General features: G+C 61.4%; 19 protein-coding genes. 6 read left to right on the top strand and 13 right to left on the bottom strand.

The window, feature by feature from the left end; genetic code table 11:
- Positions 1 to 33: 33 nt before the first annotated feature.
- The 3 genes from P3T20_RS15645 to P3T20_RS15635 all read right to left on the bottom strand — a co-directional run bounded on the left by P3T20_RS15645 (position 34) and on the right by P3T20_RS15635 (position 2,822).
- Positions 34 to 1,029 carry an aldo/keto reductase gene (locus P3T20_RS15645; RefSeq protein ID WP_074267129.1) on the bottom strand — a complete coding sequence of 332 codons (996 nt, stop codon included), beginning with the start codon at positions 1,027 to 1,029 and terminating at the stop codon, positions 34 to 36.
- A 56-nt stretch (positions 1,030 to 1,085) separates the two neighbouring features.
- On the bottom strand, positions 1,086 to 2,300 hold the full coding sequence (locus tag P3T20_RS15640) for an MFS transporter (protein ID WP_429287265.1): 1,215 nt from the start codon (positions 2,298 to 2,300) through the stop codon (positions 1,086 to 1,088).
- Between the two features lie 216 nt (positions 2,301 to 2,516).
- Positions 2,517 to 2,822 carry a HigA family addiction module antitoxin gene (locus P3T20_RS15635; protein WP_074267131.1) on the bottom strand — a complete coding sequence of 102 codons (306 nt, stop codon included), beginning with the start codon at positions 2,820 to 2,822 and terminating at the stop codon, positions 2,517 to 2,519.
- Positions 2,823 to 3,066: 244 nt separating this feature from the next.
- On the opposite strand from P3T20_RS15635, the gene P3T20_RS15630 reads away from it, so the two are divergent.
- Entirely contained in the window at positions 3,067 to 3,861 is a 795-nt protein-coding gene (locus P3T20_RS15630; protein WP_429287264.1) for a ProQ/FinO family protein, read from the top strand.
- A 33-nt stretch (positions 3,862 to 3,894) separates the two neighbouring features.
- Here P3T20_RS15630 and P3T20_RS15625 read toward each other — a convergent pair whose 3' ends face one another.
- The 4 genes from P3T20_RS15625 to P3T20_RS15610 all read right to left on the bottom strand — a co-directional run bounded on the left by P3T20_RS15625 (position 3,895) and on the right by P3T20_RS15610 (position 7,705).
- Positions 3,895 to 4,368 (bottom strand): GNAT family N-acetyltransferase, encoded by a 474-nt coding sequence (locus P3T20_RS15625; RefSeq protein ID WP_429287263.1) that lies wholly within the window; start codon positions 4,366 to 4,368, stop codon positions 3,895 to 3,897.
- Positions 4,369 to 4,401: 33 nt separating this feature from the next.
- Positions 4,402 to 5,382, bottom strand: coding sequence for a CPBP family intramembrane glutamic endopeptidase (locus P3T20_RS15620; protein WP_429287262.1), 981 nt, complete (start codon positions 5,380 to 5,382; stop codon positions 4,402 to 4,404).
- A 203-nt stretch (positions 5,383 to 5,585) separates the two neighbouring features.
- Positions 5,586 to 6,995, bottom strand: a complete 1,410-nt coding sequence (locus P3T20_RS15615) for a sugar porter family MFS transporter (RefSeq protein WP_429287261.1) — start codon at positions 6,993 to 6,995, stop codon at positions 5,586 to 5,588.
- Between the two features lie 188 nt (positions 6,996 to 7,183).
- Complete coding sequence (locus tag P3T20_RS15610; protein WP_429287260.1) at positions 7,184 to 7,705, bottom strand: hypothetical protein; 522 nt, start codon at positions 7,703 to 7,705, stop codon at positions 7,184 to 7,186.
- A 380-nt stretch (positions 7,706 to 8,085) separates the two neighbouring features.
- On the opposite strand from P3T20_RS15610, the gene P3T20_RS15605 reads away from it, so the two are divergent.
- Entirely contained in the window at positions 8,086 to 8,880 is a 795-nt protein-coding gene (locus tag P3T20_RS15605) for a sulfite exporter TauE/SafE family protein (RefSeq protein ID WP_429287259.1), read from the top strand.
- A 25-nt stretch (positions 8,881 to 8,905) separates the two neighbouring features.
- Here the strand turns inward: P3T20_RS15605 and P3T20_RS15600 are convergent, their stop codons facing one another.
- Positions 8,906 to 9,706 carry a hypothetical protein gene (locus P3T20_RS15600; RefSeq protein WP_429287258.1) on the bottom strand — a complete coding sequence of 267 codons (801 nt, stop codon included), beginning with the start codon at positions 9,704 to 9,706 and terminating at the stop codon, positions 8,906 to 8,908.
- Between the two features lie 220 nt (positions 9,707 to 9,926).
- Positions 9,927 to 11,135, bottom strand: coding sequence for a hypothetical protein (locus tag P3T20_RS15595; protein WP_429287257.1), 1,209 nt, complete (start codon positions 11,133 to 11,135; stop codon positions 9,927 to 9,929).
- 274 nt (positions 11,136 to 11,409) lie between these two features.
- On the opposite strand from P3T20_RS15595, the gene P3T20_RS15590 reads away from it, so the two are divergent.
- Entirely contained in the window at positions 11,410 to 12,114 is a 705-nt protein-coding gene (locus P3T20_RS15590; RefSeq protein WP_429287256.1) for a nitroreductase, read from the top strand.
- A gap of 39 nt (positions 12,115 to 12,153) precedes the next feature.
- On the opposite strand, the gene P3T20_RS15585 is transcribed toward P3T20_RS15590, so the two are convergent.
- Both P3T20_RS15585 and P3T20_RS15580 read right to left on the bottom strand, forming a co-directional pair.
- A complete protein-coding gene (locus P3T20_RS15585; RefSeq protein ID WP_429287255.1) occupies positions 12,154 to 12,513 on the bottom strand; it encodes a DOPA 4,5-dioxygenase family protein in 360 nt (119 codons plus the stop codon).
- Between the two features lie 90 nt (positions 12,514 to 12,603).
- Positions 12,604 to 12,792, bottom strand: a complete 189-nt coding sequence (locus P3T20_RS15580) for a glycine zipper 2TM domain-containing protein (RefSeq protein ID WP_074267140.1) — start codon at positions 12,790 to 12,792, stop codon at positions 12,604 to 12,606.
- A gap of 202 nt (positions 12,793 to 12,994) precedes the next feature.
- On the opposite strand from P3T20_RS15580, the gene P3T20_RS15575 reads away from it, so the two are divergent.
- The 3 genes from P3T20_RS15575 (at position 12,995) to P3T20_RS15565 (ending at position 15,331) form a co-directional block, all read left to right on the top strand.
- Positions 12,995 to 13,348, top strand: a complete 354-nt coding sequence (locus tag P3T20_RS15575; RefSeq protein WP_074267141.1) for a YciI family protein — start codon at positions 12,995 to 12,997, stop codon at positions 13,346 to 13,348.
- Between the two features lie 175 nt (positions 13,349 to 13,523).
- A complete protein-coding gene (locus P3T20_RS15570; RefSeq protein ID WP_429287254.1) occupies positions 13,524 to 13,937 on the top strand; it encodes a YciI family protein in 414 nt (137 codons plus the stop codon).
- Positions 13,938 to 14,056: 119 nt separating this feature from the next.
- Positions 14,057 to 15,331 carry an RNA polymerase sigma factor gene (locus P3T20_RS15565; RefSeq protein ID WP_429287450.1) on the top strand — a complete coding sequence of 425 codons (1,275 nt, stop codon included), beginning with the start codon at positions 14,057 to 14,059 and terminating at the stop codon, positions 15,329 to 15,331.
- On the opposite strand, the gene P3T20_RS15560 is transcribed toward P3T20_RS15565, so the two are convergent.
- Positions 15,328 to 15,921: a DUF4337 domain-containing protein gene (locus P3T20_RS15560; RefSeq protein ID WP_429287253.1), complete on the bottom strand. Its 594-nt coding sequence runs from the start codon at positions 15,919 to 15,921 to the stop codon at positions 15,328 to 15,330. The two genes, P3T20_RS15565 and P3T20_RS15560, sit on opposite strands and share 4 nt — an antisense overlap.
- Positions 15,922 to 16,043: 122 nt before the next feature.
- Positions 16,044 to 16,994 carry a LysR substrate-binding domain-containing protein gene (locus P3T20_RS15555; RefSeq protein ID WP_429287252.1) on the bottom strand — a complete coding sequence of 317 codons (951 nt, stop codon included), beginning with the start codon at positions 16,992 to 16,994 and terminating at the stop codon, positions 16,044 to 16,046.
- Positions 16,995 to 17,077: the final 83 nt, after the last annotated feature.

Raw genomic sequence — 17,077 nt, 5'->3', positions numbered from 1 at the left:
TACGCGCTTTAGGACCTTTAAGCTCTTGAGCCTTTAGCGTGCCGCGTCACCCCAACGATATTCGTGCGTCACATCGTCAAGTTGCGCTTTCAGTTCGGCATTCAGTGTTAGATCTATCGCGCTGAGTGTGTCCGTCAATTGATCAGGATTGCTTGCGCCGATGATCGCCGATGTGATGTGCGGATTCGCAAGCACCCAGGCGAGCGACGCTTTCGTCAGCGACACGCCGGCGTCCGCTGCGATGCCCTTCAGCTTTTCGATGGTGTCGAATTCGCGCTTATGCCAGTAGCGTTCCTGATACGTCGCCCCCGCTTTGCCCACCGTTTCGGTGAAGCGGCCGGCCTCAGGCTGCGCATCGTGGCGGTGCTTGCCGGTCAGCAGGCCGCCTGCCAGCGGGTTATACGGAATCACCGCCAGCTGTTCCTCTCCGCAGAGCGGTAGCAACTCGCGTTCGATCTGCCGGAACAGCAGGTTGTAACGCGGCTGAACGGAGACGAAGCGCGCCACACGCAGCACATCCGCGCGTCCCAATGCGCGCGCCAGCCGGTAAGCCAGAAAGTTCGATACGCCCACGTAGCGCGCCTTGCCCGAGCGCACGATGATGTCGAGTGCTTCCAGTGTTTCGTCGAGCGGCGTTTCGTGATCGTCGGAGTGCAGCTGGTACAGGTCGACGTAGTCGGTGCCGAGGCGTCGAAGAGACGTGTCGATGGCATCGAGCAGGTGCTTGCGCGACGCACCTTGATCCCATGACGACGGCCCAACCTTGCCCACTGCTTTAGTGGCAAGGATGAAGCGATCGCGCTTTCCCCTCAACCAGCGGCCGACGATCTCTTCGGTGCGTCCCGCGAGATCTTCGCCGCCGCCCAGCGGATAGACGTCCGCGGTATCGATGAAGTTGACGCCGGCTTCCGCGGCCTTGTCGAGGATGCGGTGCGAGACCGCCTCTTCGGTTTGCAAGCCGAATGTCATCGTGCCAAGACATAGACGTGAAACGCTCAGGCCAGTGCGGCCGAATTTACGGTATTGCATGGTGGACTCCGCGAGAGGAACAGGTTGCCGGTTGCGTGAAACAAAAAGCATAGCGCTTATCGATAATCTGCGTCCGCGGCGACGGCAAGCGCGGCAACCTGCGGCTGCTTGCTAAAACGTAAGGCTACAGCCGCGAGGCAAGCCGCCGCGACGCAGCCAAGGACGATGAAGACATCGCTGGTGGACAGCAGACTCGTCAGTACGGCACCCACGCATGGCGCGACGAATTGCACGAACATGCCCGCGGATTGCAGTGCGGCACTGGCGCTCGCCACCTGATCTGCGAGACGCCGGGCGATAAACAGCCGGCACTCAACCCTGAAGCGCGCACTCATGAAGCCGGTCGCGAAGAACGCGAGCGCGAGCAGCCATTCGGCCGGACGCAACGGCAACCGGAAGATGCCGCCAATGGCGATGAACACGGCACACGACACGAACGCTGGCGCAAGCAGTGGTCCGAGGCCGGCCCGCTCGGCATTGCGTCCCATGGGCAGGAGACTGCCGAACATGCCGCCCAGCGCAGCACAAGAGACCACAATGCCGAGCGCCGACTTGTCGAACCCCTGGTTTCTTAGCATGAGCGGAAACTGATTGTTGACGGCCGCCGCCAGCGCGAAGTAAATGCCGGTGCAAAGCAGCAGCGGCAGGATGGCACCGGTCCAGCGCGTACGCGGTGCAGCCTTTGCGTCAGGTGCAGCGGCAACGGGTAGCACGGCCTTAGCGGCCGGCGCGGCCAGCAGCATCATCAGGATGGCTGCGGCGATGAACACGATCGAGACGAGCATCGTGTGATTGTCGCCGGCCCATGCGCCGACGATTCCACCGGCAGCGGGTGCGCAGATCTTCGCCATGCTTTGAGCCAGACTGAGTAAGCGGAACGCACGGCTTTGCTGCGCCTCGTCGACACTGGTGGTGACATACACGGTTTCGGCAGGATCGGTGAAGCCGAGGGCCGCCGACTTGAACGCGACCACCAGCAGAAAGGCGACGAAGTGGCCGACCCAAAGCAGGGCGGCCGTCGTGCCGAGCGTGATCGCCAATGCGCCGACAAGGACACGTGTGCTGGCATAGCGGTCGCAAACCTGGCTGATGATCCGCGTGAGCAGAATGGGCGGCACCAGCAATGCGGCACTCAGGATCACCAGATCGAATGGTGTCGCGTTGAATCGATAGGTTGCGATGTTCAGTATCGCGAGAAAGTTAATCCATCCACCGAAGCTGGCAAAGAAACTGCCGATCAGAAACATATGGAAGCGGCGATTACCGGACATGTTCATCCTTAATGCATCCTGGTTCTGGATGTCGTGGCGTTTCGATCGCGCGACGGCAGGACGCAACAACGCCTTCGATGCGAGTCGAATAATTAAATAAGGAATGCTAAAAAGGCAGGGCGAAACAATGCGAACCTTTGATGATTCAAAGGTTCAACACTTGCTAACGGGTATGACGGCTAATGCGGATCTTACCGATCGTCGATACGCCGGCGCCTAGAACAACGCCGGCTGTTGAGCGTTCACCATGGGTACGACGTTGAGTTCGTCGAGCCGCAGGCGCGCCTTCGCGAGATCGTGAAGCACTTGCCTTTGCAACCAGGTTTCCGCGCCGCCGCCGAACGCCTTGTCGAGGCGCAGGGCCATCTCCGGTGAGATACCTGCCTTGCCGCTCAACAGATTCGTTAAAGCCTGGCGACTGACGCCCAGAACCAGCGCACCTTCGGTGACGGTCAAATTGAACCGCTCGAGGCAGTTCTGCCGGACAGTGACGCCGGGATGGATGAATTCTGAATCGGCCATGGACCGAACAATATCGATGAATTGATTGCTCGTCAACTGACAAGCGCTTCTTGTCATGCAGGTCTTTGAGCCTTCACGGCGCGTGTTTGAGAATGTATTTACCGCTGCCGATGAAAAATCTGCGGCACGTTGCTTGCTGTAAGCGGAACTCAGGCATCCCGCATGGCGAAGCGCCGGAAGTGCACATATCGCTTTCCGGTCTAGCTGCTACAATCCACGCATTTTCCTCGTCGTAGACTGCATCATGGGCTTTGAACAACTCGCGGCACTGAAAGAACAGCTGGCGAAACAGGCTGAAGAGAAACGCGCAGCCAGGCACGCAAAGCACGCCAGGCCGGCGAGGCCAGCGAAGCCGGCTGAGGCAGCAAAGCAGGCCGCGGTAGCGAAGCACGCTAACGGGGGCCGTAACACGCCCGACGCGGCGCGCACCGCACCTGAGCAAAAAGCGGCCGCACATAAGTCATCTGCACCGAAGCAGTCCGCGCAGAAATCGCCGGCGCAAAAGTCAAAGCCGGTAGATCCGGTGGTGCTCTCTATCGGCAAGCTTCAGAAGCGATTCCCGAAGGCGTTCCCCAAAAATCCGGCTCCGAAGGTGCCGCTCAAGGTAGGCATCTTCAAGGATCTGCTCGAGCACTCCGAAGAACTCGGCTTAAACGAAGCGGCTTTGCGCGACGCCATCAAGGTGTGGTGCTGGGGTAGCCGTTACTGGGCATGCGTCACCGAAAACGCCATGCGCGTCGACCTGAACGGTCAGGATGCCGGTCAGGTGCTGCCGGCGGAAGCCGCGCGTGCGCGCGGCTTGCAGGCCAAGCGGCAAAAAGCCAGGAACGCTGCGCAAGGCGCTTCCGCTCCGCAGGGTGCGGCGGCTGCGCAAGAAGGCGCGGTTCAGCAAGACGGTAGTGCGTCGGAACAAGGCGCAGCTCCGCAAGAGGCTGCGGTTCAGCAGGCTAATAACGCTGAGCAAAACGTCTCCGCTCAACCGGACCACCCCGCCGCTCAGGAAGACAGCGCAGCCCCGCAAGGCAGCGCCGTCGAATAAGCGCGCGTCGCCATCGCGCCCTTGTCGCGCCTGCTATCGGGCGGGCAACGGTCGCGATGCAGACAGGAACAGCGCCATCGGCGTGCTCGTACTTAACTGAGTCTTGTCGTCCACCCGCGTGAAGCCCATCGCACTGTAGAACTCCACCGCGTTAGGCGCTGCATTGACCCTCACATAGGGCCGCTCGTTGCGCGCCACGCACTGTCTGATCGCTTCCTCGATCAGGCTTCGACCGATGCCGCGTCGATGGTCGCCCGGCTCGACAAACAGACTGCACAGATTCCAGAAATTCTTGACCAGTACCGCGCCGGCAATGCGCCCGTCCACGACGCATTTCAGGTGTACGCATTGGTGTGCATGATCGAACGCCCAGTGCATATTTGCGAGAACGTTGGTGATCACGGCGGCCATCTCGTCCGCTTCAATCCGTACACTCGTCCGGATGGTTCTCAACATCATCGACGCTAGCGCGGCTTCGTCGCTGGACTGGACTGCTTCTATTTTCATTCGGTGTCCATTGGAAACCTGTTGAGCGCGACGTTAGCGGATAGCGGTACGCGCCGGCTTCCAGCCGCTGCCGCGGAATGGCGATGTGGTTCGGCGTCCCCACCATAACCAGATCAACACCGCGGTGATAAGGAGCATTGGGAAGATCAGCAGGCTGCCTTCCGGACCGGTTTTGCCGCCGCTCATCAGGATGTTGCCGAGCGGATGCGCCGTAAAGAGCCGGGTATCTACCAGCGTGCCACTATCGGATGTGCCGTAGAAGTACGACTCACCCCAATCCCACGCCGCATGAAAGCCGATTGCCCAGAATAGCGATCCCGTGTACCAGAGACTCAGGCAGATCACGATCCCGAAGCCGCCAGCGGAGATCAGTCCGATGGGCGTCTCTCCGGGATTGGAGCCATGCAAACCGCCGAACAGGATCGAGAGCAGCAGCACGCCCCACCAGAAGCCGATGCCTCGCGTCAGCGTGTATTGCAGATATCCGCGCAACGTCGACTCTTCGAAGATCCCGACCAGCAGAAAGAAGCCGGCCCATGCGACCGCACGCGTCCAGACTGTTACACCGTGGTCCGTGGGTGGGTCGAGCACCAGCAGATGCATTTGCACGAGGACAAGCACCATCAGACTGATTGCGCCAAATCCGCACAGGAGGCCGCCTCCGAAACGCGTCCAGGCGGCGGAATCCCGCAAGCCAAAAGACAGCATTGAGCGTCGCTCGATGGCCGCCACTACGGCCAATGCAGCTATCAGGCCGGCAAGCTGAAATGTCTCGCCTAGATAGGCAACCGGCAGAGTAAACAGGGTGATGGGGTGGTGATGGTGCCCGAAGTGCGCCCGCACCGCGGCGATACCGAAGACGACCGCCACAAACGTCGCGATAAAAACCGCGACACCCCAGCCGGCCCGCATTCCGTTGCGACCGGTGAATACCCAGCGCACCCTTCGTTTGAAGCGGCTTCCGCGTGTTGCGCTCTTTGTTTGTTCTTCAGGCTGCGTGAGTGAGTCGTCCAAGAAGGCCTCCGTTCGAATGACGACGAGGGAATGCGCGAACCGTGCTTTCCGTTGTTATGCTTTTTCTATAGCACGACGGCCTCAAGGATGTCTGGCGTATAACGCTCGTCGAGCTAAGCGCATTACTTTAACTTCGTTTCATGCGCTCGCCAACGTTGTAAAAAATCATCTCTTTCGGGCGGGGGGACGCGGCTGCAACATCCTTACTCTCCGAGCTTGCGCAATGCCCGCCCATCCATCAGATTTCGTTCGATCTGCTCGAGCGAAACGCCCTTCGTTTCCGGCACGAGCCATAGCGTCAGGAATATAAATGCAGCGTTCATTACCGCGTACAGCCAGAACGTTTGCGCATGACCCAGCGTGTTAAGCAAGGTGAGGAACGTTGCGCCGGCAATCGTGTTGGCCACCCAGTTGACGAAGGTTGAAGCCGCGATGCCGAAATCGCGACCCTTCATAGGCTGGATTTCCGCGCAGAGAATCCAGATCATCGGTCCCGCCGACATCGCGAAGCCCGCGATAAACACCAGCAACATCACCACCGCCGCGATCTGGCTAGCGCCGCTCGTCACGCCTATATGCAGTAGTGCGCCGAGCGTAGCGAGCGCAAGTGCCATCACGGTGAAGCCGGTGTAGAGAATCGGCTTGCGGCCCCAGCGGTCCACCAGACCAATAGCGATAAAGGTTGCCGCCACGTTCACAGCGCCCACGATCACCGTGCCCCACAGCTGGTCGTGCGAGGTCCCGTAGCCGGCGAGCCCGAAAATGCGCGGTGCGTAATACATCACCACGTTGATGCCGGTCAATTGCTGCATTACCTGCAGCATGATGCCGAGCCCCACAGTACGACGAAAGTTCGGATTGCTACGGAATAGTCCCCATCCCTGGAATTCTACTTTGAGCTGATCTGCGATCTCGCTCATTTCGGTTTCTATGCTCTTGCGGTCGCTGCGCAGCTTTTCCAGCACGCGCTCAGCTTCCTCGTTGCGGCCACGGCTCATCAGCCAGCGCGGGCTGCGCGGCAGGAACAGCAAACCGAATAGCAAGGCGAGCGCCGGAAAGGCGATCACGCCGAGCATCCAGCGCCAGTCTCCTGCGCCGCTAAAGGCGGTGTTGGAGAGGAAAGCCGCCAGAATGCCGACTGTCACCATTAACTGATGCAGGGAGATCATGGCGCCGCGCATGGTACGGGGAGCGATTTCGGACAGATAAAGCGGTGCGGTAAAAGAAGCGATCCCGACCGCGACGCCAAGAAAAACGCGTCCGGTAATCAGCATCTCCGGGCTCCATGCGAATGCACACACGCCCGACGCGCAAGCGAACAACGCTGCGCCGATCATCAACGAGTATTTGCGGCCGATGGCTTTGGCCATCCACCCCGAGCCAAGCGCGCCGAGCGCCGCTCCGACCATCATCGAACTGACAATCCATTCCTGCATCTGGTCGCCGACATGAAACTGTCGCGCAATAAACGGCAATGCGCCTGAGATCACGCCGATATCGAGGCCAAACAATAAGCCGGCCAGCGCGGCGATTACGCTGGTCAGCACGACGTGAAAGCGGTTATGCGGGTGCGCAGCGGCGTTCGCTGCCAGCCCATGAGGTGTGGCGGACATGGCTTTTCCTTTTAAGAGGCCAGCGGTACGCCATGGGATGCCTGTGCAGATAGCGCGCAAACGTAGAAGTGCGCGATCTGCGGCTACGCGCTTCTCTCATGGCGGACTGCGGCGCGGCTTGTTTTCTTCAGGGGACATAGCATCCGCCGTGCCCGGTCCGGTCATCCGTCCACCGTGTGCAAGGGTCTTTAAACCAGCAGTGAAATGATTCCCCCGATGGTGAGTCCGGCCGCCAGCCATCTGCCCGCAGTATAGAAAGGGTTGTGATTGTCTTGCGATTGATCGGGGCGCTCTAGCCCCAAGGTGCCGTAGGTAAACGATTTGAGCGGCGAGGCGTTGGTGGTGCCGCCGGAGGTGTCACTATTGCCAGCGGTGCCGGTCGTGCTGGCGTCGCTGGTGCTGTCCGTTGCGCTGGGGTCGCTAGCCGAGTCGGCGTTACTGGCGTCTGTCGTGCCGCCAGCAGTGTTTGACGGCGCTGCGCTCTGCGTCGTCGCGTCGCTCTGGGTGCTGCTCGCGTCCTGCGCGGCAATCGCGGCGCCTTCTGGCGAGATGGTAACGGCCGAGTCCTGGCTGGGGCTCGCAGCGGTCGAGCTAACCGATGTCGTTGGCACATCGCTAGTGGCAGACACCGGGGGCGAGTTCGATGCTGTGCTCCCGCTGGCACCCGTTTGCGTCAGCGTAGATGACGCCGCGGCGTTGCTAACTTGCATGGCAATCCTTTCTCATCCGTGTATCCATCTGGGACGGTCTGGTCTCGCGCGACCAGACGCCCATTCAGCGTTGCCGCGGGCCGCCGGAGACGAGACGCCTTCTCCGCGGCGGCCAGTCGGCACGCAGTGCGATGTCGCCTTACCTGACTTTTCGACCGCGCAGAAACTTATCTTTAGGGTTGGTAAGGCGATGTAAGGACGCGCGATGCATAAAGGCCGGCCGGGTGGCCCTAGGCGCACCGGGGTATCATGCGGCTCCGGCGGGCATAGGCGCTCACGGTCAGCGGGCCTGCATGGCGGGTCAGCGAAGACACAAGAAATTCACTGCGCGATATTCGAAGCCACCCATCCGCAGTCATAGCGGGCAGACCCAACACATCATGGTTCACATCAATCTCTCCGACGGCGTTTTAGGCCCCGCTCTGCAGACGCTCGATCCGTACGCGCTAGTCGGTATCCTCGCCGCGTTGTTATTGGGCGGCATGGTCAAAGGGGTGGTTAGCATCGGCGTGCCATTGGTGGCGATGCCGATTCTTAGCCACTTTCTGCCGATCAAGCAGGCGGTGCTGCTACTGTCGATGCCGATCATTCTCGGCAATATCCCGCAGGCGCTCGAAGGTGGCGAGATGCTCGCCACCGTGCGCCGGATCGCGGCGCCGCTGGTCGGCACGGTGCTCGGCAACATCGTCGGGGTGACGATGCTGATTTCGCTTGCGCCTCATCGCGCGCAGGCCGCCGCCGGGATTGCCCTGATCGTCGCGGCGTTGCTGCTGTTCGCTTCGCCCCGGCTCACGCTATCGCCGGGTTTCGCCAAACCCGTGGGGCTGGTGCTCGGTTTCGGGGCGGCCGTGATGGAGAGCATTGCCTCCGTGCCGGGACCGCTACTGGCCATGTACCTGATTGCAACCGGAGCCACCGGCAAGGCGTTTACCAAGCAGATTGCCATCATCCTGGTGGTCTCGATCGTTTCGCTGATTGCCGCATTTAGCGGCGGCGCCCACGCGAGCTGGGTCGATCTCGCCATCTCGGCCGCCGCGAGCATCCCGGTGATCGCCGGCATGCTGATCGTGCGTCCGCTGCGTGACAAACTGCCGCCAGCGGTCTTCCGCAAGCTCGTGCTGCTGTTCGTTCTCGTAGCGGCCGCGCAGATGATCTGGAAGTCCGGCGTTCTGTAGACATCGCCCTTAGCGCAACGCCGTTTCAGGCGGAGACGTCGACCAGTACGCCCACGGGTTGCCAGTTCAGGCTGCTGGCGGTGTCCGAGAGCCCGTCGAGCACATCGGACAGCGTCACCGTCGCGCCGGGGTCCTGGTCGAGCGCGGCAACGTGCGCCTGCAATGCGTTGCTCAGGTTCGACATGGCGGTGTCGAGCGGATCCTCACCGTCGGCCGCTTCGGCTTCCTCGGGTTCGGAAATCTCTTCTACGTCGTCGACTTCAACGTCCCATTCCCCTGCGTCGGTATCGGCATCGGTATCGTCGACTGCCGGACGCGATGCGGTCGACAGATCCGCAATACGTGAACCCATGTCGCGATAGGCGCTCACACCGCCACCCGAGGTCGCCGCATCGTTAAAGCTGGCAATCGCGTTTGCCGAGCTATCGCCGGATGACGTGGCCCCGTTGCTCGACGCGATCGACTGTTGAAGCGCTAGCGCCTGATAGAGCGCGGCAAGGAATTGCGCGCCTGTGCTGGCCGGGTCGCTGCTGGTCGCGCTGACGGTGATCGTCGTGGTGCCATCGGCGCCGTCTGTGCCGCTAGCGGCGTCCGTACCGCTGGTGGCGTCTGTCGTGAGCGAGCCGGATGGCATGTTGTAGCCGAGCCGCGACAGTGTTTGCTGAAGCGCGGCCATCAGCGGGTCGGTGCTTGCAGTCGAAGTCGACGCCGACGATTCCGTCGAAGTGGACTGCTTCTTCGCGGGCACGGCTTCCACCGACGACGCGGGCGGCGCGGCGGGCGTCGGCAGCGACGCCATCGTCATACCGAACGAATCGATCGACATGGTCCATTTCCTCCAGGTAAACACGTTGGATAGCGCAGGGGCCGGTGACATCGAAGGGCGAACTCACTTCGTCATCACGAGCCTGATCGAACGGTTTATCGGAGGGACGGGTCCAGAGGTTGATGGTTTGTAAGGCGAGGAAAGAGCAATGCGCCGTTCACGCCGCTCGGCAGCGTGAAGCGGGTACCAGGGCGGAACGAGTCCGTGGGGAAGAGAATGTCTACGATTCGCTGCGCGCGAACGATGAGAACTGACCCGGATCGGGAAAGCCGCGCGTCCTGTAGCGCGCCGGATACATGGGTTCTTCTTCGAGCAGGCTGCCCACCAGCGGCGTGATCTGTTGCCACGGGACAATTCGTGTCTCGCCCGTTTCGGGACGCACCAGCACGACCCGATCGGCCTGCGGCAACAAAGATTCGACGCCGGCGGTCCACGTTGCGGCCGAGAACATTTCCCCCGCATCGTCCTTGGTGCCATAGAGCAGATAGTTCGCAACGAACACGTCGCTGCCTTCCTGCTTATGCAGACGATCGAGCGCGGCCTTTTGCGAGTCGTAGTCCTCCTTGTGATAGCGCAAGACCAGCTGTGCGAGGCGGCGTACCACGTGGCCCTGGCGCGGCGTAAAACGTCGCAGGCCTTCGTGGTAGCAGTACATGAACGGCGAAACAGGGCGGCCGCTGTGCGCGGCTTCGCGGCTCAGTTCGACCATGCGCGCGATGCCGCCGTCGTCCTTGTCGCTGGTGACGAGCAGCACGTCGCGCGTGGGGATCATAAAGACGGGAACGCCATGCACCGGCGCGCGGTGCAGCAGGTCGGGCAGCAGCGCACGGCTCGCATCGTAGCCATCGCGCCAGTTGCCGCGATATACGCCGCGGGCCACTTCGACGAACGAGTCGGTGGTGATGTCACGCAGGTTGTCGCGCGCAATCGCGAGCGCGTCATCGAGCGAAATGCCCCACGATTCCACGGGTCCGCTCATAAGCGTCGAGGTGGACTCCGGATAGTCGAGTGCAAGAAGGACGGCACAGTCGTCGCCGAACGGTCGCCACGCGGGTGCGAATGAGGCCTCCCTGCCGCTGGTGCGTAACTGATGCAGGCGTACGTCTTCGAGCACACCCCGGCCGCGGATCAGCGGCCGCAGCATCGCCCGCGCCTCGGACAGGCGTTCGGGGGCGGCTCGATGACTCGCGCATAGTGTCGCGACGAACCCTTCCATCGCAGCCCCGCGGAATGCCCTGTCGCTACCGCAATAGGCGCGGTATGCGTGATGCAGGTTAAAGACCGCGTTGTCGCCGTACTCAAGCCGGAATTCGTCGGCGTTGTAGTTCAGCGAGGCATCGAAGCCCCGATGTTGGACGGCTTCAATGAACAGGGCGGCGAACGCATCCGGTGAGGGTTTGCGTCCTAACAGCGCATTGAGAAATCCCATGTTGATCAGTCGTTACGAATCGCACCGGTTGGATTGCCCAGTTTTGGAGCATGTAAGGATTAACGGCCTCGTGCCGCAATTCTTGAAGGTTTCGTGTGAGGGATGTTCGAGGCGGCCGTGCCTCGGGCGGCTGCGGCTTATGGGCCGGGGCTGGGCCGTTTTTACCCCTCACCAGCAGGGCGTGGCGGGGTTGGCTAGAATAGTTTGAAGCAGGGTGCCAGCCGGCGCGTAGATCCCGGTCCATGTGGCGCAGATGATTGGAGATGCTATTCGCATGAATGACACCCCGATGAACGAAACGGTCAACGAGATCGATGCAGTATTGAAGTCGCGGCGTTCGATCCGCGCGTTTTTGCCGACGCCGGTTGCGCGTGAAGAGATCGAAGCGATTCTCGAGGCGGCGAGCCGCGCGCCCTCAGGCACCAACACGCAGCCGTGGAAAGTCTATGTGGTGACGGGTGAAGCGCTCGAAAGGCTCTCACAGGCATTGCTCGCCGCGTATGACGATCCGCAGCGCGACAGCCTGTATCAGGAAGACTACCGGTACTATCCACGTCAATGGGTGTCGCCGTATATCGATCGCCGCCGCAAGATTGGCTGGGATCTGTACGGATTACTAGGCATCGCAAAGGGCGAAAAAGACAAAATGCATGCACAGCACGCGCGCAACTATGCGTTTTTTGGCGCCCCAGTGGGGCTGTTCTTCACGATCGACCGGATTCTCGAGCGGGGTAGCTGGCTCGACTACGGTATGTTCCTCGAAGCCGTCATGATCTCCGCACGCGGACACGGTCTCGACACGTGCCCGCAGGCAGCGTTCGTGCCGTTTCATCGCGTGATCGCGAGCCATCTCGGTCTACCGGATGAAGAGCAACTGGTCTGCGGCATGTCGCTCGGCTGGGCCGATCAGGACGCGCTCGTCAACCAGTTGAGTACCGAGCGTGAGCCTGTCGAGCGGTTTGCGAAGTTCTTCGAATGACGCGAGTACTCGCGTACCCGCTGCCTCGGCAAGATCAGATCACTTGCCGAACACTTCGAGCTTGAGCTGATGCGAATGACCAATCCACATGGCACGGTCACGATGATCGCGTAAATCGTCGCCGGTATTCGGGTGCAGGAAAACGTCGAGCTCGCCGTGATTGAGCGTCAGCCATTCCACGATCTCGGCAAACTGCGTGGGAGCAAACGCAAGCTGATATGACCATTTTGGATGCGGTCCTACCGGGCGCTCGTGAAAACGGCCCAACTCCAGTTGGTTCGCGAAACGCGCCTCAATCTGTTCGCGCAGAGCCCATGCGGCGTCGCGATGATCGCCATCGAAATACACGTGAGCATGCCAGCTATGAACGACGGGTGCGGGTACGACTGAATGGGTCATGTGCTGAAGGTGCTTGAGTCAGGTATTTGGCCCACTCGTGGGCCGCGAGGCAGTGTGCTCTGCCTCGCGCCGCGTGTCAAACTTACCGGCCTATTTACCGAGCTCGTAACCGATCGCGCCGCCGACTACAGCGCCGCCCACGGTACCCGCTGTGCTGTGATTGGTCGCTTCGTTGCCGACTACACCGCCTGCCGCCGCGCCGCCTAGTGTGCAACCGGTCGCGAGGGAGGCTAAAACCACGAGAGTCAGGATTCCTGTCCACCTGGATCGAATCTTCATTTTCAACCTCGTTTTACGCCTTGATACCTGCTTTAACAGCAAGGCGCGTGCCGTAACAGCGTTTTGCACTGCGGCTCCAGGGCAAGCCGCGTTAAGCAAAGGCTGAAGTATCTCGACGTGTTTGCGTCGATCCAGCGGCGCTTGTAGACTGCCTTCGCAAATCGTGCGCAAGACTGCGCATATCCACCGATCGGAGTTCCTCATGGCCTACATGCTGTTCATCGTCGAACCCACTAACCAGCGTAACGAACGCACCGAGCAGGAAGGGCAGGTGCTCTACGAGCGTATGTCGAACTACGCCGACGATCTGCGCGAGCGCGGCTTGCTGCTTGCATGCGAATCGCTGAAGTCCACGCGAGATGCCGTGCGTGTGGAGGTGCGCGGCGGCCAGCCAAGGCTGCTTGACGGCCCCTTCGCCGAAGCCAAGGAAATGGTCGGCGGTTTCCTGCTGCTCAATGTCGATACGCGCGAAGAAGCGGTGGCGATTGCGACGGGCTGTCCGGCCGCGCAATGGTGCACTGTCGAGGTTCGCGAGGTTGGTCCCTGCTATCAATGATGCGGGGTGGCGTGCGTGCCGGGCACTGGCCGCGGCGCGGAGTGTAGTAGGCGCCAGGGTTTTCCCCAGTCGGCGAAATTCGTGTCGATTCAGCGATGAATCGTGCGTCGTGTGAATGAAGAGCCTCCCATGCACTCAAGCAGGCTCGATATCCACGACGACAAGGAGCGATGAAATGCGATTCATGATCATGGTGAAAGCGACCGCGGCGAGCGAATCCGGCCTCAGGCCGGACGAATCCCTGATGGCCGTGATGGGCGCGTATCACGAGGAACTGGCGAAGGCCGGCGTGTTGCTCGACGCAACCGGATTGCAACCGACTTCGAAGGGTTGGCGTATCCATTATTCGCAGGGGAAGCGCACTGTGATTGATGGTCCGTTCGCCGAAACGAAGGAACTGCTGGCGGGCTACACGCTGATCCAGGTGCGCTCGCGTGAAGAGGCGATGGAATGGGCGCGCCGCTTTCCGGCACCGTTCGGTGAAGACGCCGACGGCGAGATTGAGGTTCGGCAACTGTTCGAATGGGACGACTTTGAACCGGGGCCTTCCGTGGACCGCTTTCGCGAACTGGATGAGGGACGGCGCTAGGCCATGTTGTCAGGATGCCGAATCATGTACAAGCCTATTAATCCCGATGGGAAAGCTTGCGCATTGAGCCTCTCGGACGCATGCGAGCGTGCAATGAAAAGCGGTGAACTGAAGTGGCGGTGAACCCGGCGGCGACCCATCGCGCGATCGAAGCGGTGTGGCGCATCGAGTCCGCGAAGGTTATCGCGTGCGTTGCTCGCATGGTGCGCGATGTGGGTGTCGCGGAGGAACTGGCGCAGGATGCATTGGTTGCTGCGCTCGAACACTGGCCCGAACGCGGTGTGCCTGACAATCCTGGAGCCTGGTTGATGGCCACTGCCAAAAACCGCGCGCTCGACCGCTTGCGCCAGGAAGTGCTGCACGCACGCAAGCGCGAGGAGCTCGGTCGTGACCTGGACGCACAGGAGGCCCACCTCGTGCCCGACTTTGTCGATGCGCTCGATGCCGCGCGCCAGGATGACATCGGCGACGATCTGTTGCGTCTCGTCTTCACGGCGTGTCATCCGGTGCTTTCCACCGATGCACGCGTGGCGCTCACGCTGCGCCTGCTCGGCGGTTTGACGACTGACGAGATCGCGCGAGCCTTTCTCGTGCCCGAGCCGACCATCGCGCAACGGATCGTGCGCGCCAAACGCACGCTGACTGCCGCCAAGGTGCCGTTCGAAGTGCCGCAAACGGATGCACGGGTTGCGCGGCTCGCGTCGGTGCTCGAAGTGATTTACCTGGTTTTCAACGAAGGCTATTCGGCCACCGCCGGCGACGACTGGATGCGTCCAGCCCTGTGCGAAGAAGCGCTGCGGCTCGGGCGCGTGCTGGCTGGCCTCGTGTCTGACGAAAGCGAGGTGCATGGCCTCGTCGCGCTGATGGAAATTCAGGCTTCGCGTACGCCTGCGCGAGTCGACGCGCAGGGCCGTCCCGTGCTGCTGCTCGATCAGGACCGCAGCCGCTGGGATACGCTGCTGATCCGGCGAGGCTTTGCCGCGCTTGAGCGCGCCCAGTCACTCGGGGGCGCCAGTGGCCCCTATGCGTTGCAGGCGGCGCTGGCCGCATGTCATGCGCGTGCGTACACCGCTGATCAGACCGATTGGGTGCAGATCGTCGCTTTGTACGACGCACTCGCGCAGATCAGTCCGTCACCTGTGGTGGAGTTGAACCGGGCGGTTGCCGTCGGCATGGCGTTTGGTCCGGCGGCGGCGCTCGAGATTGTCGACCTGTTGGCCGCTGATGCAGCGCTCGCGAACTACCACTGGCTGCCTAGCGTGCGCGCAGATTTGCTGGCGAAGCTCGGAAGAGGCGACGAGGCACGCGCGGAATTCGAGCGTGCCGCCGCGATGACGCGCAATGCGCGCGAGCGCGAGCTCTTGCTGGAACGGGCGCGCTCGGTCTCCGCTTAAATGGACAAAAACGCTGCCGCACCGAACAGAAGGCCGGCCGCGGCGACGCCTATCGAAAGATTACGCAACCACTTCTTGCGCGTGAGCAACGTGATTGCGGTCAGCGCGATCGAGATCTGGATCAGCATGGTGGCCTGCGCCCAACGGTGATGACCGTGCATCAGCGTTTCGCTGCGCGCGTCGTTATCGTTGACCTGCTTTTCGATCGCTTCGGCATTGGCGCGAATCGGCTCTTTCTGCTGCTTGTACTTGTCGACATCGGCGACGAACTTCGCATGTGCGTCGCTGCCCGGCGTCGACAACGAAGCGCCCAGTTCCGCGAGGTTTTCTTTCTCGCCCTTTGCCTGGTAGTACGACCATTGATTGGCGGCCTCGGTCTTCTTGATGGCCGCTTCGTTCTTGTAGTACAGCGCGAGATTTTCGCTGGTGCCGCTCTGGTAGGCGTAGATCGCGCCTATGGTCGCGAGAATGGCCGTCATTACCGCCATGCGGCTCGCGAACGGATCGGCGTCCGCGTGAGCGCTATGTCCCTCACCAACGTGCTCTACAGCATGATCGTGCAGACCATGCACTTCATATTCATCAGACATCCAACACTCCCGCGACTAGCGTATTGAGTTTTTATGAAGAATCGTAGCGGCGCAGCGATCTGCGCGGTCCTGCGCGAGGCGGCACCCGTTGGCCGAGGTGCACACTCTCGCGAGGCTCAATCTTAGCGTGTTTGCGTTGAGGGTCGCTTGGCGTTGCGATCAGCGAGTTGCTCGACCAGAAATTCCACGAAGCAGCGCACGCGGGCCGACAGAAGCCGCCCATGCGGATAGAGAAGCACGAACGGTCGCGTGGCGCCACCGAAGTCCCGCATCACCTCGACGAGATTGCCTTCGCGCAGATCGCGCTCAACCACGAAGCGGTAGGTCTGAAACAGGCCCGCGCTGTGACGCGCGAGCGTCGCTCCGCCAAGGACATCACCGCCGATCGTATAGCCGCTGTCGGTGTTGAAATCGACGAAATCGCCGTCTTTGGCGAGCGTCCACGGAATACGCCGGCCCGTGCTGGGAAGGTCGAACTGGATGCATTCGTGGTGCTGCAGATCGTCGATCGAGCGCGGCGTACCGGCTTGCGCGAGATAGGCCGGCGTCGCCACGACGACCAGTTCCGCATCTTCGAGTTTGCGTGCGATCAGGTTGGAGTCAGCCGGTGCGCGACCGCGGATGGCCAGATCGTAGCTGTCCTCAGCGAAATCGATGTTGCTGTTGCTGATGTGCGCGTCGACCCGCACGAGCGGATAGCGCTCGCGAAACAGCGGCAGCAACGGCAGCACCCGATAGTGCGCATACGGCGTGGGCATACTGATGCGCAGCAAGCCGGATGGCGTCGCTTGCTGTCCGGTGACGAGACGTTCCGCATCCACCAGTTGTGCGAGTGCACCGCTGCATTGTTCGAAATAAAGACGGCCGGCTTCGGTCAGCCGGATTTGCCGGGTTGTACGCACGAACAACCGCACGCCCAGCCTTTCCTCGAGACGCGACACCGAGCGGCTGACCGCCGCGGGCGTGACGCCGGCTGCCGTCGCGGCGGCTGTGAAACTCGCCAGCTCCGCGGCGGCGCAGAACAACTCGATGCTGCCGAGCAGCAAATCGTCGAATTGCCGCTTGGTATTCATTGGAAGATGTATGGACTGAGATGCATGAGGGCCAACTTGCCGTCTCAAAGGGCATCAGTATAGTCCGCACCCGGCCCACTGGA

It is taken from the genome of Paraburkholderia sp. GAS206C, assembly GCF_050435645.1.
GTDB lineage: Bacteria > Pseudomonadota > Gammaproteobacteria > Burkholderiales > Burkholderiaceae > Paraburkholderia > Paraburkholderia phenazinium_B.
The sequence above is the reverse complement of the archived record's forward strand: the minus strand, read 5'-3'. Positions and strand labels throughout refer to the sequence as shown.